Below are 19,519 nucleotides of genomic sequence, written 5' to 3' on the forward strand. Positions count from 1 at the left end.
TAGACATAGAATACATTGTGCTACACCAATAATAACCTTACTTAACATAGTTTAAACTAAATCCAGTATTATGAAAGTTCTTGTTTACAGCACTAGGGGTTTTGAGAGACCTTATATCGATGCCGCCAATAATTCCAAGCATGAACTATCCTTTATTAGTGACTCTTTATCATCCGCAACTGCTATTAAAGCTGTAGGTTACGATGCAATTTCTATTTTTTCTTCAGATGAGGCTTGTTTTTTAACCTTAGAAAAACTCAGGAGTTTTGGTGTAAAATATATTTCCTTACGTTCGGTTGGATACGATAATGTAAATATAAAAGCAGCAAAAAGGGAAGGAATTAAGGTGGCGAATGTACCGGCATACTCACCTTATGCCATCGCAGAGCATGCTGTAGCCCTTTTATTAGCGCTGAATAGAAAACTGATTGAAGCGAATGCAAATATTAAGCGGTTTAACTTCGACCTTAATTATCTTACAGGTTTTGATCTTAATGGCAAGACTGTTGGTATTGTTGGTACTGGGCGAATTGGTTCGGTAATGACTAAGATTATGAATGGATTTGGTTGTACGTTATTAGGTTACGACGTTCAAGAAGATAATCTACTAGAGGAACGATACGGCCTTCAATATGTACCGCTCGAGACCTTATGCGAGAATTCAGATATAATTTCACTGCATGTTCCATTGAATTCAGACACCCATTATATGATCAATGAAGATCTTTTAGATAAAATGAAACCTAGTTGTTATCTCATTAATACCGCTCGCGGTGCCGTTGTGAATACTGAAGATCTTATAAAGGCCTTAGAAAGCAAATCTATTGCGGCTTACGGTATGGATGTATACGAAAATGAAAAGGGATTATTTTTTAAGGATCTATCTCGAGAAATCCCTGAAGACGATATGTTACTAAAACTAATTGCAATGCCTAATGTACTTGTTACAGGGCATCAGGCCTTCTTAACAACAGAAGCCCTTAAAAATATCGCTGAAACTACAATTTACAATTTGGATTGTTGGGAAAAAGGAACGACTTCAGATAATGAAATAATTACCTGAAATCGCTCGACTTTTTGATTCAGATTTTAAACCAGAAATTATTAATTGGCTACAGCTTCTTTATTTCTGCTTTCGGCAATTTTCTCAATAATATCAGGTATTCTTTCAAAAGCAGCAGACAAACCATGAGCTTTACCAGCTTCAATAAATGATATCTCAGATCCTCGAGTTACTAAGAAACCTAAAGGTTCAATACCTACACCTGCTCCTGCTCCCATACCTTCACCTTTTTTCTCTTTAGATTCTGATCCTTCGCCTCCTCCAGATCCAAATCCCATACCTACTTTAATCACAGGTACACATTTAAATTCACCTAATTGAAATTCTTCACCAATTACAGTTTCGGCGTTAGCTTCTGTTTTCATAAAATCCGTAATCTTTCCTAATAATTCTTCTAAATGTAATTCCATAATACTAATGTTTTAAAAATTGATAAATGATTTTATAATTCGTATTGGTCTATTTTCAATAGCCAATATCAATGAATTTCTTCCTGTAAAGTTGACCTTACAATCAACATTGAAATAGTTGAGCAAAGCAAAGACGGGATATAACTTGGCGTTACTTATACAATCACCAGTATCTATATACAAGTGAAATCGTTTTATTTTGAACGACTTTATAACCCGGATAACTTTTTTAAAATTTAAATAGCGTTTTGTGCTTTTAGTTTTGACTTGCTTTTTTCTAATTTTTGAAGTTTTATTTTTTCTCAGAGGATAGATATTGAATTTGAAAAACAAAACCTTCATTTTAATCTTCAAGATGTCTTTTTCATCTGGTGCTATTTGTGCTTTTACAAGGCCTTTTTGCTCAACATAATATTGGTTTCTATCGGTGTTTACTACTAACCTAATCGGCGCCAATAAAAGGTAAACTATGATAAAAATTATAAGCGTTATGAAGGCACCTAATAACATGATTTTTATTTTGTTCAAAAGAACAAATTATAATAGGCTACTACAATGATATTCATCAACTTAGAGCTTTTTTTGTGAGCACAATTTAAAGTGCAAGTTCTTTCTTCAGGATGTTTTTAAATCGTGTTGTACTGAGATAGTGATCGTCTATGAGCTTACCGTTGTAAATTAGACTAAAAACACCAAATCCTGATGGTGCATTTTTTGCTTGTTCTGAGGTTTCTAGCTTTGTAATTTTAAGATCTATTCCGAAATCCATTGCAGTATTCAATAGATCGAATACTGATTTCTCGTGCCAAGGACATTGATCAGCATAAATTAAATGCCAACCTTGGTATTGCCTTTGCTTTGCAGTCCAATCTATTAATTTAGGATGCTCAATTTTAGAGTTCCATTTCTTCGACAACAATTCAAATCGCCCTCGTTGATCAACTTGGGTGAAATTATATTTTTCAAAAATGGTTTTATTTGTTATCCACGAACCATCACTGGTCATTACACAAACACCTGACATATTAAGCCGTTTGGCCTCCATTTCGGCTTCATTGATCAGTAACTTTCCATAACCAGTATTTCGATTCTTTTTGGCATATATATACAAGCAATGAATAAACATAAAATCATCTCCAGCTACTGGCCGCCAAGCCTTAGAAGCAGGGATGAATTCTATAAATCCTATCATTTTGTCAGATTCGGTTTTTAGAATCTTTAATCGTAGACCTTCTTTTAGGCGCTTTTCAAACCATTTTCGCTTACTTTCAAAACCAGGCTTTTTGATATCCTTAATGCAGTAAAAAGTTTCTTTGTGGACATTGTCTAAATTGACGTCTACAACCTTTAAATTTTCCATAATTAATTCATCTTGTGATGCTTACCATAACCACGAGGTGCTTCTATAACATTGTTATACATATAATCAGCAATTTGTTCAATATCAGTTTCATTGAAATTAGCCTTTGGCATTATACCAAATCGTCGTACGGCGCCATACATTTTAGCGTCGTCTTCATTCGGATTAGCAACCCATGATTTTAGATTTTCTGTAAATTCTTCCTTAGTTGTAGTGCCGCTGATATAATGCTTTTTAACAGCTTTCATCGGAGGAGCCAGCCTATTATTATTATTTACATTTATAGCATGGCACGTGTAACATAAATTCTCCATCAGCTGTTTGCCTGGGTGTAAATTTTCAGATTCTTCAATTTGAACTTGTGCAAAGTCAGTTAATTGGTTCGATTTTTTGCAGCTATAATTTAAAGTCAAAATAATGACAAGGATTACCATTTTTTTCATGACAATAGGTTTAATTTTTATCGCGTAAATGTAAGTCTGGTGAAAAAAATATAAAATGATATTTGTCAATCTAGAATGATAGAATTCCTTCAGGTCTTTTTAAACTCTAAGCTCAGTCGGGCCATGAAGTTTAATTCAGATTTATTGATCTTGGCAAAGGCATAAGCAATTTCGTTGGCAGTTTTAAGAATGAGATCTTTCAACTCTTCAGTGAAATTATCTGGATTTTGATGAAAGTAGTCAATGAATGTTTTAAAACTGTCTGAAGCTGGTTCATCATTATTCTGAAGGGTATTAAACGATGATTTAATTTCGTTCATTCCACTTTTACCAATAAAAGACCAATGCTTCTCTAATGAATCTGATAGTTTTACATATTCTTCAAATGTTAGAGATTTATCGGCCTTCGCGATAGCATAAAATAAATAACCTATATGTACTAACATTTCCGAATTCATAGTAAGAATTATGTATTACTGCAAGGTAAAGAATCCTCAAAAAATAAAGAATGATAATGATCATTATCATAGGTCAATCAGCTTTAATTGCTTATATTTAATAGGATAATCTTGACATATGATTAGGCAAGATCAGGAAATATTCAACATCTTATTAGACGCAGTATCCGAGGCTGTTATTATCGTAGACGATAAGCAACACATCATGGAAATCAATGGCACTGCGGAAACTATTTTTGGGTATGCTAAAGCCGAAATTAAAGGTAAGCCATTAGATGTTTTAATGCCCTCAAATTATCATGAAGCTCATAGAAAAAATGTCGATGAATTTTTAAAAGAGTATCATCGGACTAAGATGGGTAAAACAACCGATGTCTTTGCTTTAAAAAAGGATGGAAATATCATTCCAGTTGAAATAGAGCTTAATCCTTTTAGTATTTATGATAAGGTCTATGTGATGGCCTTGATCAAAGATATTTCGAAACAAAAGGAAACAGAGTTTGATTTTATGCTTAGAAGTAAAGCTCTAGAGTCTGCCAGTAACGGTATTCTAATCACTGATGCCACCAAACCAGACAACCCAATTATTTATTATAATCCAGCTTTTGAAAAGTTGACAGGGTATTCAAAAGATGAAATACTAAATAAAAATTGCCGATTTCTACAAGGTGAAGACAGAGAACAAGAAGGGCTTTCAAAAGTACGACAGGCCATTAAAAAGGGTGAAAGTTGCTTGGTAACCCTTCGTAATTATAAAAAGGACGGTACCTTATTTTATAATGATTTATACATCACGCCAATTACCAATAAACGAGGGATAGTAACAAATTTTATTGGTGTGCAAAATGACGTTACCGAGCGTATTAGGGCAGAAAAGGCGAAAAACCACTTGGCAAAGATATTTGATGAATCTTTAAATGAGATCTATGTGTTTGATGCGGAATCCTTGAAATTTTTAAACGTTAACCGAGGTGCATTACAAAACATAGGTTATTCTATTAATGAACTTCGGGAAATGACCATATTAGATTTAAAGGCTGATATGGATGAATCTGCATTCCGCGAAAAACATGCCGATCTGCTGCTGAGTAAAAAAGTAGAACAAATGGATTACGAGGCATTATTTGTTCGGCAAGACGGGTCAACCTATCCCGTAATGGTGCATTTACAACAGTCTCAATTAATTGATAAAGATGTATTTGTCGCCATTGTTGTAGACATCACAGAACAAAAAAACTATACCATAAAGCTCGAAGAAACCGTAAAAGAAAGAACAGAACAATTACTAGAAGCTTTGAGTAAAGAGAAGGAGCTTAATGAATTGAAAACTAAGTTCTTATCTTTAGTGTCTCATGAGTTTAAAACACCACTGAGTGGTATAGCAACATCCGTAATGCTTCTCGAAAAATATAAAAGTACCGAAGAACAATCTAAGCGCGATAAACATATTGGTATTGTTAAAGACAAATTAAATTATCTAAATACTATTCTTAATGATTTCCTGTCGATAGAACGTTTAGAATCTGGCACCTTCAATTATACCTTTACCGATTTTAAACTGAGTAAAGTGATCAATGAAGTGGTATATAATGCTAACATGTTACTGAAACAAGGACAGCACATCAATTATCCGAATGATATAGATGATATCACTATTTATCAAGATGAAAGAATTCTAGAATTGATCCTCTCGAATGTGCTTCAGAATGCGGTTAAATATTCAGGCGAAAATACGGTGATCGATATTCGTGTAAAAAAAGATATAACAGATGTTGTTTTTGAAATTGAAGACCATGGAATTGGAATTCCGAAAAAGGATTTAGACAATATTTTTACTAGATATTACCGCGCAGAAAACGTATTGAATATGCAAGGCACTGGCATTGGTTTGAACATTGTTAAAACCCATCTTGAAAATTTAGGTGGTCATATTGAGATAAAGAGTTCTGAAAATGAAGGAACCTTAGTAAAACTTCGAATTCCAAAAAAAGTAAGTCATGACTAAAGTTTTACTCATAGAAGACGATACAGTATTAAGAGAAAATACGGCAGAATTATTAGAACTTTCAAACTTTGATGTTCTTACTTCACCGAATGGAAAACTCGGTCTGAAGTCGATCAATGTTAATCTTCCAGATATTATTGTCTGCGATATAATGATGCCTGAACTAGACGGGTATGAAGTGCTTAAAGAAGTTTCAGAGAACGATAAGACCAAACATATCCCGTTTATCTTCCTATCGGCAAAAACCGAGCATAAAGATGTTAGAAAAGGTATGAATCTCGGTGCAGACGATTACATTACTAAACCTTTTACTGAAGATGAATTAGTAAGTGCCATAAAAAGCAGATTGGCCAAGGCAAGTATCTTAAGAGATCAAGGTGAAAGCAATGTCAATAACTATTCAGAAAAGGACGAATTGATCAACTTGAATGACCTTAAAAACTATTTTGATGATTATGGAAAGGAGTTTCATTTTGAAAAGAATGACATCATTTACAGGGAAGGAGATCACTCCAATTTTATTTACTTAGTGCGTGTTGGGGCAGTTAAATGCCATAAGTTAGATGACAATGGAAAAGAGCTCGCAATAGGTTTGTACAAAGAAGATGATCTGTTTGGTTACACCTCATTTACACATAATCTGCCACATAAGGAAACTGCAATTGCGATTAAAAAGACGGAATTAGTCGGCTTATCGATTCTTCAGCTTTCAGATATTTTAGAACATAATAATAAAGTGGCCGTTGCCTTGATTGATCACCTCACAGATGACCTTTCTCACATAAAAGATCAACTTCTGGATATGGCCTATAGTTCGGTAAATAAGAAAACGGCCAATACAATTCTTCAATTTGCTGAAAAGATCAATCGCCGACCTAACGATCCCATTAAAATATCAAGGAATGACTTAGCTAGTGTTGCCGGTATTGCTACTGAAACATTTATAAGAACACTAACCAATTTCAAAAATAAAGGCCTTATTAAATCCGAAGGGCGAAACATTGTGGTTAAGGATCTAGAAGGCTTGAAACAAATAAAGTAGAAAATGATTCTTGTCATTTTAGGACTTCTGCCTGAAGCGTACTTTTGATATTATTAAATCGAAGGTATTATGAAAAATATTTTACTACCTACGGATTTTTCTGAAAACTCATGGAATGCCATTGAATATGCGCTGCGTTTCTTTGAAGATATGGCATGTAATTTTTATCTATTGCATGTTATTAGTTTTAATCATTTTATTCCTGTAGACGAGTCTCCAAGTATTGATCAGACCTATATTGATAATACCTACACCATTCCTGCAAATAAAAAACTAGGACAATTTTTAAAACGAATTTCTGAGCTAAAAATGAATCAGGAAAGACATCGATTCTTCACGTTTACGGATGTCAATTTTTTTGTAAACTCTATCCGAAAGAATACCAAGGAAAAGCAAATAGATCTCATTGTTATGGGTACTAAGGGAGCTTCAGGATTGAATAAAATAATAATGGGTACAAATACTGCGGATGTGATAACAAAAGTAAAATGTAATACGTTGGCAGTTCCAGAAAATGCCAAGTTTATTCCACCTAAAGAAATTGCATTTCCAACCGATTTGGCATTAACATACCATATTCAGGTACTTCAGCCAATGGTTGAGGTTATAGATCATTTTGATGCAGCACTAAGAATTCTTCATATAAATAAAAACAAGCAACCATTAAAAGACGAATTAAAGCAAAACTTAGCCTTGATAGAGGACTATTTCTATAACAAGCCGAGTAGCTTTCATTATTTATCTAACCGAAAAGTTGAAGATGCCGTGCAATGTTTTGTGGAAAGTAGGGACATCGATCTTATTTGTATGGTTGCAAAAAACTTAAACTATTTTCAACAGATTTTGTTTCATAGTAGGATTGAGAGAATAAGCTACCATACCGACAAACCATTTTTAGTCTTACACGAAAACAAAACTTAATCTTATGGAAAATTCAATATTCTTTACCAAATTTTGGGGATGGTATCTGATTATTTTTTTCTTCGTTTTGAGTTTAAATCCGAAACGAATAAAACAGATATTCAACAACCTTCAGGATGAGAAATTTTTGATTATCAGTGCCTTTTTATCAATTACAATGGGGCTTGTTACAGTCCTTTGGCATAATATCTGGGAATTGAATTATAATCTCATTATAACCCTTATAGGATGGTGTTTCTTATTTGCTGGCTTAGCATTATTTATATTTCCAAAAAAGACAGTCAAATGGTTGATAATCACTAATGTTAAACTTGTACAGTTTATTTATATACTCTTATTTTTAGTGGGCCTATTTTTACTCAACCATGTATATCAAATAATTCCGATTTGATATCTGTAAAATTGATTGATATCATTTTTCAAATGGGTATTTGTTTTTATGTTCGTAAGTATATTAAGACCGTATGTAGTCTCAATAAAATGCTATTAATCACTTAAAAAGCCAGAGAAATCTGGCTTTTTTTGAATTCTGATTAATAAATTATTTAAAACTGATATTCCTCATTTTAGTAAAGGATTCTTCGACTTATATTTAGGACGTTATTAAAGAAGGGGTTCTTATAAAATTAACAAAAATCATTCGTAAATCTCTCAGATTTATGGATAATTAAAGTGCTTAAAGCTTTGGTTTGATTGGATAGAAGTCAGTATTATACCTTTAGCAATAAAGTAAAATTTATTGGTTTGCAACAGAGGCGAATTATAGGATTAAGCACTTAACGGAAACAGGGAGTTTACTCCCTGTTTCTACTTTAATAATAGTCTATCTATTAGTTAGATTCTTGTCTTTTTAAGACTGATTAATATCATTTCAGAATGTAAATCTTAGTGGTAATTTACAGCTAGTTCTAAAGGATTTAGTCATGAAAAAAAGTATTCTCTTACCTACCGATTTTTCAGATAATGCCTGGTGTGCAGCTGTATATGCATTTAAACTTTATGCTAAGGAAGAATGTGCATTTTACTTTTTGCATTCTACAAAAATGAAGGCATCTACAATGTCTAATATTTCTAATCGATTGTTGACAACAATGATAGATAATGCTAAAAAAGATTTATTAGAATTAAAACAGATGGCCGAAGAAGCGCATATCAATGAAAAGCACGAATTTCATGTTATTCTGAGTGTAGACAGTCTAGATGATGCCATTAAATCTGCAATTACGAAACACAACATAGATCTGATTGTAATGGGGTCTAAAGGAGCGACCGGGGCAAGCGAGATTTTTATGGGTAGCAATACCGTAAGAATGATAAAGCGTATTAAAGATTGCCCAATTTTATTAGTCCCAGATGAGTTTGATTTTGAACAACCTAAATTAATTGCATTCCCAACAGATTTTAATCGTTTTTACGGTGAGGAATTGATACCACTAAAAGAGCTTGCAGAATTGCATAACTCCAAAATCAAAGTGCTTCATATTACCGAAGAAATACATCTCAGTCATATTCAAGATTACAATTTAGCAATGCTGAAAGCATACCTTGAAGATAATCCGCACTCCTTTCATTGGATGACAGATTACACCAAAAAAGCAAAGATCATTGCCGACTTCATAGATAAGTTAAATATTGATATGCTGGTAATGATCAATTACAAACACAGTTTTATTGAAAGTATAATTAACGAGCCTATAATTAAGAAAATTGGTTTCCATGCGCCCGTACCATTCTTTGTAATTCCTGCATTGAACTAGCATGGTTTTACTTAAATGATAAAAGTTTTTTTAAAAATTTTACCATGAAACATAAGATATTATTACCAACGGATTTTTCTGATAACGCCTGGCATGCCATTCAATATGCTATAGAGCTATTTAAAAATGAAGACACAGATTTTTATATTCTGAATGTCTTCTCGGCAGGTGGAAATATTGTTGATAATTTAATGAATCCACAGTCTGGCACAGATCTTTATCAAGTCAAAAAAGAGGAATCAGAAAAGGGATTAGCCCAACTTTTAGATCAACTCATTTTGGGTGAACATAGTAATCCAAACCATCAGTTCAAGGTGTTATCAAAATTCAGTCATACCATAGATGCAATTAAGGAAGTTGTAGATAAAAAGGATATTGAAATGATCATTATGGGTACTAAAGGAGAAACCTATTCAAGAACTGCCGGATTTGGCAGTACAGCAATATATGTAATGGAAAAAGTACGGAACTGCCCAGTGATTGTCGTACCAAAGGAGGCGCCTCTCGCATTCCCTAAGGAGATCGTTTTTCCAACAGCGTTTAAAGTGCCTTTCAAACGGCGTGAGCTTGTTTACCTAACGGATATTGCAAAGAAAAGTAATGCCACAGTTGTTGTGCTACATGTTAAAGAAGCGGCCGAGCTTGACCAAGATCAAAAGGCCAACAAGGCACTTCTCGAAGAGATCTTAGGAGATACCAAATATAAATACCACACATTATCTCACCATTCGGTGATTTCTGCGGTTAACCTCTTTGTTGAAAGTAGAGAAAGCGATATGGTGGCTTTTATTAATAAGAAGCATAGATTTTTTGGAAGCATTTTAAGCAGTCCTTTGGTGAAGGAAATAACCTTTCACTTAAATGTACCAATATTAGCCATGCACGATCTTAGAAACTAAAATAATAAAATCATGAAACCAATTTACACCAATGTTAAGTATACCGAATGGTTAAGTGCTGATGAAATGCACGAAGAATCAAAGAAATGGCTATCGGAATTAGAGTTTTATAAAGAAGAACAATGGTTTTTTGAAGACCTTATTCGCTCGTATACACTTCAGATTTTAGATCACGATCATTTTGAAGAAAGTAAGAATCATATTGATAAATTAACTGAGATCGTTGAGCAAACGCAGATGTTGATCAACACTGTAAAATCTCATGAAAAGGAGTTATCTATTATGGTTGATGGTATAGATCAGATCGAAGAGGAGAAGGCTTACCGACAAGAACATCGCAACTTAATTAAGATGTTCGACGAATTTAAAATCCGCTATCTTACTTTGAAAACAAAGTTTTTTAGTCTCATTAAAACTGTAATGAAGGAAGGAAAACAAAAACGCTTGCTAGACAAAAAATAAATTATACATCATGAAAAAAGTACTCATTCTTTGTTTAATATTTCTGCTAGATAGTTGTTCTACAGCGCAGTTAGTGGACAGCTGGAAAAATCCTGATATAGATTCTTATATACCTTCGAAAGTATTGGTGGTGGGATTGACTACAAGTCTTGAGGCCAAAGCGAAATTCGAAAATAAGCTTAAAGAAGAATTTCAACTTAGAGGTGCCGAGGCATACACCAGTTTAGAAGTCTTTCAGCCTTCATTTAAGTCTGAACGATTAACTGAAAGCGAAATATTAGCCCTCGAAGATCAGTTGATCAGTGATGGTTTCGATACCATTATATTTTCTAAGGTTGTAGGTAGTGAAGATAAGATTACTTACACCAAAAACTTTGATGTTTATGACGAAACATTTATAAAGTTTAAGGAAGACTATATGCGTTATCAAGACATATTCTACAACCCTGATTACTACGAAGAATATACCGTATATTATGCTGAGACTTCAATGTTTTGTATTTGTCCAACCAAGGACAGAGAATTACTATGGAAAGGCTCTATAAATATTGTAGATCCACAGTCGATCAATAGAACAGTTAAAGACTATATCACCTTAATTATTGAGGTTTTGGAATCAGAAAACTTAGTAGATCCTGTTAATTTTGGAGTTCAGGAAAATCAATAGTGTATTGAATTAACCTCCTAAAATAATGCCTTCGAGAACATCACCTACAAAATAAGACACCGTTGCAGCCAATGCACCCAGAATGAGGGTCTCTAAAATACCCTTCAGTTTACTGGTTTCGGTAACATAGGTTTTTAAAAATCCAATAACTATGAAGGCTATAGATGTTAAAATGCTCGTCCAGAGAAACAGATTCCCAGTAAAGGCACTAAAGTAATCCCAAACGTAGATGAGTAGGGGAATTAGACCAATTAAAATAAACGAAATATAGGTAACAAGGCCCATCGTAAATGGTGATTTGGTTTCTTCGGTCATCATTAATTTATCTTTCATCAACACATCTACCCATTGCTCTTTATCTGTAATAATTTTATCAACAACCTCTTGCAATATTGCACCTTCAAATCCTTTGTTTTTGTAAATTATTTCAATCTGTTCTCGGGCCATTTCTGGGGCATTTTCAATCTCAATTAGTTGCATTGCCCGATGCTTATAGTAATTGTCTTTAACTGACTTTGAAGAAAGATATGCACCAACAGACATCGCAAAACCATCAGCCAATAAATTAGCAAAACCAAGAATAATGATCACTGTATTATCTAAGCCAGCACCTACAGCGCCGCATACTACGGCAAAGGTGGTAACAGCACCGTCAATGCCGCCATAAACAAATTCACCTAAATAGGCCTGGTATTTATTGAACCAGGAATTATGGGTTGAAATACTTGTTTCTGCTGAAGGCATAGTTGGTTGACGAATTATTTAGTTAGTGTTTTACGATGAATCCATCATTGATTAAAAATAGTAATAATTGGTTAAGTGGTGAGTTTTATTTTGGTGCAATCGCGATAGTTTATACATGAAAGTCATTTTGTTACACTTTTGCCTTTTGAAGCAAGCTTCACGGCAACGCATAAAAAAGTCCAATACCGATGGTATTGGACTTTTATTGCTGTAGCGAGATCGAGATTTACAGAATCTTTTTTGGGAGGCTGTACAATATTAAAGGCAAGGTGCACTGCACCTTTATTATTTTCTGCTCTTGCACTATGAAGCAAGCTTCAGTGCCGAACACAAAAAAAGCTTGATGTTTCCATCAAGCCTTTACTGCTGTAGCGAGATCGAGATTTGAACTCGAGACCTCCGGGTTATGAACTCAACTACAAGATCTTTTCAAACCATTTTATTGGGGTTTCAAGATGCTAATGTCATAAATCGTGTTCCAAAACGTGTTCAGTTTTGTGTTCACTTTATTATTAATGTTTAAAAGTAATAAGAATTATTAGTTGTCCCGTAATTTATCTTAATCGATTATTAACAAGAAAAATAAAAAAGCACCTCATTGTAAGGTGCTTTTATACTATTAATTTAATCTAAACGCGAATTTGACAAATTTAGTTTAAATCGATTTGCAAGATAATCTTCGTTGTTTAATTTAATAATGATATTTATCAGTTTGATCAATTATCAAAATTATAATGAAGTGTATTGCGTTTTATTTTCAGAAACTTGTCGCTAAAAAATATGTTTTGTAGTTAATACTAAGTCATTTATAATCAATTTAATGATAACAGGACCGTTATTAAGATTATCAAATTGTATGTCTAGAGTTGACTCGTTAATATTTTTCTTATTTACTAGTCGTTTACCGAGAAGATCATAAATAATAATTTCATCAATAATAGCTGATGGATGACTTATAGTTAGCTTATTATTTCTTTTAGAGAAGTATATTTTAAGATTTTTTTGGATGTGTTCAGCAGTGCTTAATGCAACTCCCATGGATGGATTGGAAAAAGTGATAAAAAATCTGTCTAGATAATCCCCTGGATCTAAGTCTATGGAAAATGAAGAATTATTAATCTGTGTGTAAGAACCCACAAGACTATCATAAATAAATACATTAATGTTTGTGTCAAAATTCTCTAAGGATTGCAAATTAATCGATATCACTCCTGAATCTGACAGAAACATACCTAATGGGTAAACTTTGTTTTCAGAGAAACTTCCAACACCTTGTATTACATAGCGTTCTTCTTCGATAATCCAATTCATGTCGTTTGGAAGATCTTCAATATTGGCACCATCATATCCGTAGTCAAATCCGTCTGTGGCTTCATTATTTGGTGTAAAGCCCAATAAAAGATGTCTTACATATCCAGTTGCAGAAGTGAAATTAATACGAACACGTTGAATTTCATTATTGGTACTCTCCACTGCGCTTTCTGTGGGAATCGAGTTACCTGGAGTAGATAACAATAGTAATAAAATAAGAACTAATGTTTTCATTTTAATAGATTTGGGGAATACCAAAAAAAGATAAAAAATCTATAAAATGCAAAAAAAATCGATGAAATGCACTAATCTAATTACTCAATATTAATGATTTGCGCCTAAAGGGATATTAGTATTTTCTTATGATAAACTCTTTCATTGTCATAAACCTTTACAATATATGTACCCTCTGAAATGTCAGTTACAGGAATTGAAATCGAATTAATATCTAATTCAAAGGAGTTACTCGACCAAGTTTTGACCTTTTGCCCCAGGACGTTGTAAAGCTCAATATTTTTGATTGAGAGAATGTTAATGGATTCAATAAAAATATTGTGAGAATCACTCAAATAGTTTATTTCTATTCTGTCTTTTTGAAACGTATCATCTGATAAGGTTGAATCTTCCTGGAAGGTAAGATAAAATCTATTGATATAATCACCTTCATTAATAGTCATTTCAAAATTTTCATCATTGATTTGATGGTATATATTTAAAAGGGAATCATATATAAACACGTCAATATCTTCTTCAAAATTTTCTAATTGGAATAAAGAAATCTGTATTGTACCACTTGTGGTCATAAATAAGCCTAGGGGTAATTGTCTAGTAGTATCGAAGGCGCCTACACCCTGCGTAGAACACAGTATATCATTTACCATCCAAAGCATATCATTATTCAATAATTCTGTTTCTTCTGCATCATATCCATGATCATAATCATCTGTAGCCGAACTATTTTCAATAAAACCAAGTAAAAGTGGTCTTACGGCTCCATCTGGATTTGTGAAATTTATTCTTACTCGTTTAATATCATCTAAGGCCCCATCATCCACTTGGTAATTACTAGTATATTCCTGTGATGCTCTTATAAAGACAGAATTATTTACAGCTTCTCGAACAAACTGACGCTGATCGTTATTGAAAGTAACATTACCACCAGTATTGCTTGCTGTAATGTAAAAACCTTGTGCGACTGGCACATATCTGCCAGGAATCTTAGTAGGTGTACCATTACCACTAACTAATGGGGGTGAAACGGCTGGATTTCCGCCTGTAAGATTATAAGTGGCATAACCACCTTCATAGTCTTCAAGTATATGGGTGAAATTACTTGGATAATGCTCCCAATAATAAAGAGTACCATCAATACTCGAAGATGTACCTGTATTCCCACCAGGTATATTATCCAAAATAAATTCGTTTGCATCTATTGCCGAGGCGTACGGATTGCCTACTAAAGCTTGATTTCCTATTGTCACAGGAGTAGTAATTGTACCATTATTTGGCTTACCGATATATACATAATTTTGGTTGGTACCAGTGGCACCACTACCTTTCATTGTATAACCTAATCCAACTGGTAAATTTCCAGTTTCAGTTAAGTATCTCCAATCGGCATAGGTGTCAGCAGGATAATTTTCATAAACATAAAGCCATCTTCTACTTAATGTTTTTGGTGTTGTACTTCCATTAGCATCGTAGCTGTTCGTCCACTGTATGTTTAAAGGATTATTGGAATTTGTCCCATCTCTAAATACACCATTAACAGTATAGTTGCTATTATTTGTGCTAGTATTAATAGGACTAACTGGGGAACTCCAAAAGTTATAATTATAGAGATTGGTAGTTCCTTGTTGATCTCTTTCAAGATAGCCTGAACTACTTGAATCTAGAATACTTCCTTCACCTTGGATTAATTGCGATTCTCCTACTAAATCAATATAACCATCAAGTCTGAGATAATGTGAAACTGATAAACCTTGACCAGAGTTGCTCTCATCATTTGTTTCATTGGGATTGTATATCGCTAATTCTTTTCCAGAGGTATCAGAAATTAAACCAAGAACAGATATATCTTTATTACCCGAATTTATATTATGTGAAATCTGAACAATATTCCAATCAATTGACGTTGAACCGTCAATTCCTATACTATTTGGAGGATCCCAAACATTGAAATTAGTCCAAGTGTTATCAGTTGACCATAGCTGTCCGTCTATCCGAGAGGTGTAAGGTAGGGGAGCTGTATCATCTTGGGTAGAATTCATGTTTCTTAATCGACCGCTTACTCCCTTAAAAGCATTCAAGTTTCCACATCCCACGGACATTCTATAATAACCGTCTAAATTTGACCAATTAAGACCAGGAACATCTAATGGAACAACCTCACCAATAATAGCCGTGTTGTCATTTATTTCCTGATTCATCATCATTCTTATTTGATCTACTGTTAATGCTTGATTCCAAATTCGAACTTCATCAATCCAGCCATTGAAGAAATTACCCACATTATTATTAGATCCGATATCCTCATCTATAGCACCAATTAATGCTTCTACATCATTAGTAGTTGCCTCAGGTGCATTAACAGAACCTGTAACTTGACCAACATCAATACCATCGATGTAGAGCCTATATTCTGAACCGTTAAATGTAACTGCAATATGGTACCACCTACTTGTATCAATATTATATTGAGATGAAATAACACCATTACCTGCTGTTGAGTACCAATAGAATTTCACAACACCGTTTTCAACATTCAAATTATAACCTGCATTGGTTACATTAACGTTTCTCTTAGAAAATACTGTTTTATTTCCCGTAGCGTTGTTGGATTTTATCCAGGTTTCTAGAGTAAAACTGCTATCGAAAGCGTAATTATTTCTCAGGGTAATGAAATCGTCAACACCATCAAAGTCTATATTACTACAGCTATTTATTGTTATTGTAACTTCATCAAAACATCCATTTGATAAAGTCCATCTAAGTATATAAGTACCAGGGTCGGCTGTAAACGTTGCACGTGGATTGGTTATACTGGACAATACTGCAGAATTTCCACAACCTGAATAAGAAACTGGATTAATGGACCACGTACCTGTAACACCTGTTCCTAAATATTCTGTTTCACCTCCAGTCGGTGCAGGGTAAAGCCCAGATTCCCATGCTCCGTCATTATAATTTTGAACAAAAGTTTGTGTATTATCGTAGGCTTTTAAATTAAAAACTGACTGGCCACAATCCCCAGATACTGGTGTATAATCAATACCTGCATATGCCAGACTTGTATTAATATTAATAAATTCTGTCGCATCATCACCATCTGCTCTACATCCATTAATTAATGTTGTAACCCCATACTCACGAATTCCAGGATATGTTGGCGTAACTGTAACATTATTTCCAGTTGCAACTACAACGCCATTTTCATCAGTCCATTGGAGATCTTCATTATCAACTGGTGTAAGAGGAAAACCAACATCATCTATTACCCAAGAACTAAAAACATCAAATGTACTAGGTATATTATTGCATGTATTATTAGGATGGGCAGGGAAATTTTCATCCTCACATTCGGTCGAACTGCCACCCCAATATGAAAATTTTACTCTTAGGTTGGCCATACCGATATAGGCACTAAGATCGATTTGAGCAAGTTGAAGCTCATCAGAAGTTGGATGTTGACCTTGTGGTCCGCCACCACAGCTATTTGAAACATTAATAACTTGAACTCCAGAATTATTCCCTGTAGTGAAATTATCCCCTTGAATCGTACTTAAAACTATGTCGTAGGTAGCTCCGCCGTCTAATGATAACCGAATATCTCCCCAAGCACCATTACAGAAATAATAGGCTGTATGGAATTGCAAAATTGCGTCCGCCGCATCCATACCAACAGTATTAAAAATTGGTGTTTCTAATGTTGTGTCAAAAATTCCGTGTGCCACGGCAAATTTAGTATTGTCACTAGTGTCATAACGAATACCACTTAATAATTTAGGACCATTTGTTTCATACCATGATCCAGGATTAGAATTATTTCCTGGTGCTGGCAAGAATTCTATCCCATCTACTAACCAATCATCGGGATTAGCATTATTAAATAATCCTCCTTCACCGAATTGTCCTGATCCAACGGTTTCAAAATAACTTTCGGCCTCTATATTTACTGAATCACCAAGACAAATATCTGTAGAACTTACACTGACGATGTTCGGTGGGATATCTGGTGGTAAAAATCGAATGACAGCAAGTGGTGAATACTCTATACAATTTCCAGATTGAAGCACTACTCGAACTATTGTGGTCATAGTTATATCAATCAAATTTATAGTCGCCTGATTTGCAGTACCTCCAACATCTATCCATGTTTCACCATTATCATCTGAAGTCTGCCATATTTGAATCTGAGCAGTAGTAATATTTGAACCGGATAAGTCTAAAGTTAACTGAAAATCCTTGGGTTCGAGAATTCCATTTGGACAAGCACTTACCTCTATTAGATCATCTGCAGGGACTGGATTAGCTGGTAGTGGATCGATTTGTGTTCCTGTTAAAGAACCAGTCATAATTGTAGGTGCGTCAACTGTTATTTCAGCGCTGCAATTGCTTGTATTACCTGAAGGATCTGTGATGGTTAAAGTAAGGTTATTTATACCAATGTCATTACAATCAAATGATGATTGGGTAATACTTACGGAAACATTGCCACAGGTATCACCTGTACCTAAATATAAACTATCAATTTCTGCCTGACTTAATGTATAAGTTCCCGTTGTGGCACTTAAAACAACAGATATAGAACCACAACTTGCATCAGGTGCAGTCGTATCTTGAATGGTTATAGTTGCTGTACATGTATCGGTATTACCACTCGTATCAGTCACTGTGAATGTTACAGTGTTATTTCCAATATCACTACAAGTGAATGTAGATGGAGAAATGGTCATAGATTGAACACCACAATTGTCGTTTGAACCATTATCTACTGCAGAAGCCGCAACAGTCACATTTCCAGTCGAATCTAGTGAGACCGTAATATCCTGACAAGTAGCTGTTGGAGGAGTATCGTCATTTACAGTGATATTAAATGAACAAGAAGTTGTGTTTCCATAAGCATCGGTAATCGTGAAACTATTAGTTGTTGTTCCCACCGGGAACGCACTACCTGAGGGTAAACCAGCAGTCTGACTTAATGTATAACCTGAACAATTATCATTTCCTGTTACATTATATGTAACAATTTCAGAACAATCAACACCAGATGTACCTATTACTATATCACTTGGACATGTGATGGTTGGATCTTCATTATCAATAACTGTTACAGTAAAGGAGCAACTTGTTGTATTGCCAGCAGCATCAGTTACGGTAAAGCTATTGGTTGTTGTACCGATAGGGAAGGTTCCTCCTGAAGCGATTCCCGCGGTTTGTGCTATGGTACTACCAGGACAGTTATCTGCAAAAGGTACATTATAGTTCACATCAGCACCACAGACCCCACTATCGTTATTCACGGTGATATTAGCAGGACAAGTGATGGTTGGATCTTCATTATCAATAACTGTTACAGTAAAGGAGCAGCTTGTTGTATTCCCAGCAGCATCAGTTACGGTAAAGCTATTAGTTGTTGTACCGATAGGGAAGGTTCCTCCTGAAGCGATTCCCGCAGTCTGTGCTATGGTACTACCAGGACAGTTATCCGCAAAAGGTACATTATAGTTCACATCAGCACCACAAACACCATTATCGTTATTCACGGTGATATTAGCAGGACATGTGATGGTTGGATCTTCATTATCAATAACCGTTACAGTAAAGGAGCAGCTTGTTGTATTCCCAGCGGCATCAGTTACGGTAAAGCTATTGGTTGTTGTACCGATAGGGAAGGTTCCTCCTGAAGCGATTCCCGCGGTTTGCGCTATGGTACTACCAGGACAGTTATCTGCAAAAGGTACATTATAGTTTACAT

At 34.5% G+C, this 19,519-nt stretch carries 15 protein-coding genes; 8 read left to right on the forward strand and 7 right to left on the reverse strand.

The window, feature by feature from the left end; genetic code table 11:
* Window positions 1–70: 70 nt before the first annotated feature.
* Window positions 71–1,063 carry a 2-hydroxyacid dehydrogenase gene (locus tag DDY94_RS10180; protein ID WP_111683994.1) on the forward strand — a complete coding sequence of 331 codons (993 nt, stop codon included), beginning with the start codon at window positions 71–73 and terminating at the stop codon, window positions 1,061–1,063.
* A gap of 41 nt (window positions 1,064–1,104) precedes the next feature.
* On the opposite strand, the gene DDY94_RS10185 is transcribed toward DDY94_RS10180, so the two are convergent.
* The 4 genes from DDY94_RS10185 to DDY94_RS10205 all read right to left on the reverse strand — a co-directional run bounded on the left by DDY94_RS10185 (window position 1,105) and on the right by DDY94_RS10205 (window position 3,722).
* Window positions 1,105–1,473: a GerW family sporulation protein gene (locus DDY94_RS10185; RefSeq protein WP_111683995.1), complete on the reverse strand. Its 369-nt coding sequence runs from the start codon at window positions 1,471–1,473 to the stop codon at window positions 1,105–1,107.
* A gap of 595 nt (window positions 1,474–2,068) precedes the next feature.
* Window positions 2,069–2,833 carry a GNAT family N-acetyltransferase gene (locus tag DDY94_RS10195; protein WP_111683997.1) on the reverse strand — a complete coding sequence of 255 codons (765 nt, stop codon included), beginning with the start codon at window positions 2,831–2,833 and terminating at the stop codon, window positions 2,069–2,071.
* Window positions 2,834–2,835: 2 nt separating this feature from the next.
* Window positions 2,836–3,276 carry a c-type cytochrome gene (locus DDY94_RS10200; RefSeq protein WP_111683998.1) on the reverse strand — a complete coding sequence of 147 codons (441 nt, stop codon included), beginning with the start codon at window positions 3,274–3,276 and terminating at the stop codon, window positions 2,836–2,838.
* Between the two features lie 89 nt (window positions 3,277–3,365).
* Window positions 3,366–3,722, reverse strand: a complete 357-nt coding sequence (locus DDY94_RS10205) for a hypothetical protein (protein WP_157957293.1) — start codon at window positions 3,720–3,722, stop codon at window positions 3,366–3,368.
* 130 nt (window positions 3,723–3,852) lie between these two features.
* Here DDY94_RS10205 and DDY94_RS10210 point away from each other — a divergent pair, with 130 nt between their 5' ends.
* The 7 genes from DDY94_RS10210 to DDY94_RS10245 all read left to right on the forward strand — a co-directional run bounded on the left by DDY94_RS10210 (window position 3,853) and on the right by DDY94_RS10245 (window position 11,487).
* Window positions 3,853–5,739 (forward strand): PAS domain-containing sensor histidine kinase, encoded by a 1,887-nt coding sequence (locus DDY94_RS10210; RefSeq protein ID WP_111684000.1) that lies wholly within the window; start codon window positions 3,853–3,855, stop codon window positions 5,737–5,739.
* On the forward strand, window positions 5,732–6,781 hold the full coding sequence (locus DDY94_RS10215) for a response regulator (RefSeq protein ID WP_111684001.1): 1,050 nt from the start codon (window positions 5,732–5,734) through the stop codon (window positions 6,779–6,781). The genes DDY94_RS10210 and DDY94_RS10215 overlap by 8 nt, the downstream gene beginning before the upstream one ends.
* A 69-nt stretch (window positions 6,782–6,850) precedes the next feature.
* Window positions 6,851–7,702: a universal stress protein gene (locus tag DDY94_RS10220; protein ID WP_111684002.1), complete on the forward strand. Its 852-nt coding sequence runs from the start codon at window positions 6,851–6,853 to the stop codon at window positions 7,700–7,702.
* A 923-nt stretch (window positions 7,703–8,625) separates the two neighbouring features.
* Window positions 8,626–9,459 carry a universal stress protein gene (locus DDY94_RS10230; RefSeq protein WP_111684004.1) on the forward strand — a complete coding sequence of 278 codons (834 nt, stop codon included), beginning with the start codon at window positions 8,626–8,628 and terminating at the stop codon, window positions 9,457–9,459.
* 44 nt (window positions 9,460–9,503) lie between these two features.
* Complete coding sequence (locus DDY94_RS10235; protein WP_111684005.1) at window positions 9,504–10,358, forward strand: universal stress protein; 855 nt, start codon at window positions 9,504–9,506, stop codon at window positions 10,356–10,358.
* A 12-nt stretch (window positions 10,359–10,370) separates the two neighbouring features.
* On the forward strand, window positions 10,371–10,820 hold the full coding sequence (locus DDY94_RS10240) for a hypothetical protein (protein WP_111684006.1): 450 nt from the start codon (window positions 10,371–10,373) through the stop codon (window positions 10,818–10,820).
* Window positions 10,821–10,830: 10 nt separating this feature from the next.
* Window positions 10,831–11,487, forward strand: a complete 657-nt coding sequence (locus DDY94_RS10245) for a hypothetical protein (protein WP_111684007.1) — start codon at window positions 10,831–10,833, stop codon at window positions 11,485–11,487.
* 9 nt (window positions 11,488–11,496) lie between these two features.
* Here the strand turns inward: DDY94_RS10245 and DDY94_RS10250 are convergent, their stop codons facing one another.
* From DDY94_RS10250 to DDY94_RS10265, 3 genes are all read right to left on the reverse strand, one after another.
* Window positions 11,497–12,231 (reverse strand): VIT1/CCC1 transporter family protein, encoded by a 735-nt coding sequence (locus DDY94_RS10250; protein ID WP_111684008.1) that lies wholly within the window; start codon window positions 12,229–12,231, stop codon window positions 11,497–11,499.
* A 771-nt stretch (window positions 12,232–13,002) separates the two neighbouring features.
* Window positions 13,003–13,776, reverse strand: coding sequence for a hypothetical protein (locus DDY94_RS10260; RefSeq protein WP_111684010.1), 774 nt, complete (start codon window positions 13,774–13,776; stop codon window positions 13,003–13,005).
* Window positions 13,777–13,880: 104 nt separating this feature from the next.
* Window positions 13,881–19,519: HYR domain-containing protein (locus DDY94_RS10265; protein ID WP_114317104.1), on the reverse strand; the 5,639-nt coding region annotated here is incomplete at its 5' end.

The organism is Winogradskyella tangerina, assembly GCF_003260205.1.
Lineage (GTDB): Bacteria > Bacteroidota > Bacteroidia > Flavobacteriales > Flavobacteriaceae > Winogradskyella > Winogradskyella tangerina.